Genomic DNA, 346 nt, shown 5'->3' with positions numbered 1-346 from the left:
CGGCACCGGCGGCTGGAACGGCATGAAGAACCTCACCGTCGGCGACTACAACGCGGACGGCAAGGACGACCTCATCGCCACCAAGACCGAAACCGGCGAGTTGTACCTCTACCCCGGCACAGGCCGAACCGGCCTCAACACACTCGGATCCCGTGTCCTCATCGGAACCGGCGGCTGGAACGGCATGAAGAACCTCTTCTCCGGAGACTTCAACGCAGACGGCAAAGCCGACCTCGGCGCCGTCAAAACCGAAACCGGCGAACTCTACCTCTACCCCGGCACCGGAAACACCGGCCTCAACACACTCGGAACCCGCACCCTCATCGGAACCGGCGGCTGGAACGGC

The 346-nt window shown here is 64.2% G+C and carries 1 protein-coding gene; it reads left to right on the top strand.

Going from position 1 to position 346, the window contains the following annotated elements; genetic code table 11:
- Positions 1-22 precede the first annotated feature (22 nt).
- On the top strand, positions 23-346 hold a 324-nt coding region (locus IG02_RS0135595; RefSeq protein ID WP_234315039.1), incomplete at its 3' end, for an FG-GAP repeat domain-containing protein.

This window comes from Streptomyces sp. NRRL F-5135, assembly GCF_000719775.1.
GTDB classification, from domain to species: domain Bacteria; phylum Actinomycetota; class Actinomycetes; order Streptomycetales; family Streptomycetaceae; genus Streptomyces; species Streptomyces hebeiensis.
Note: the sequence above shows the minus strand (reverse complement) of the source record. Positions and strands in the feature narration are given on the sequence as shown.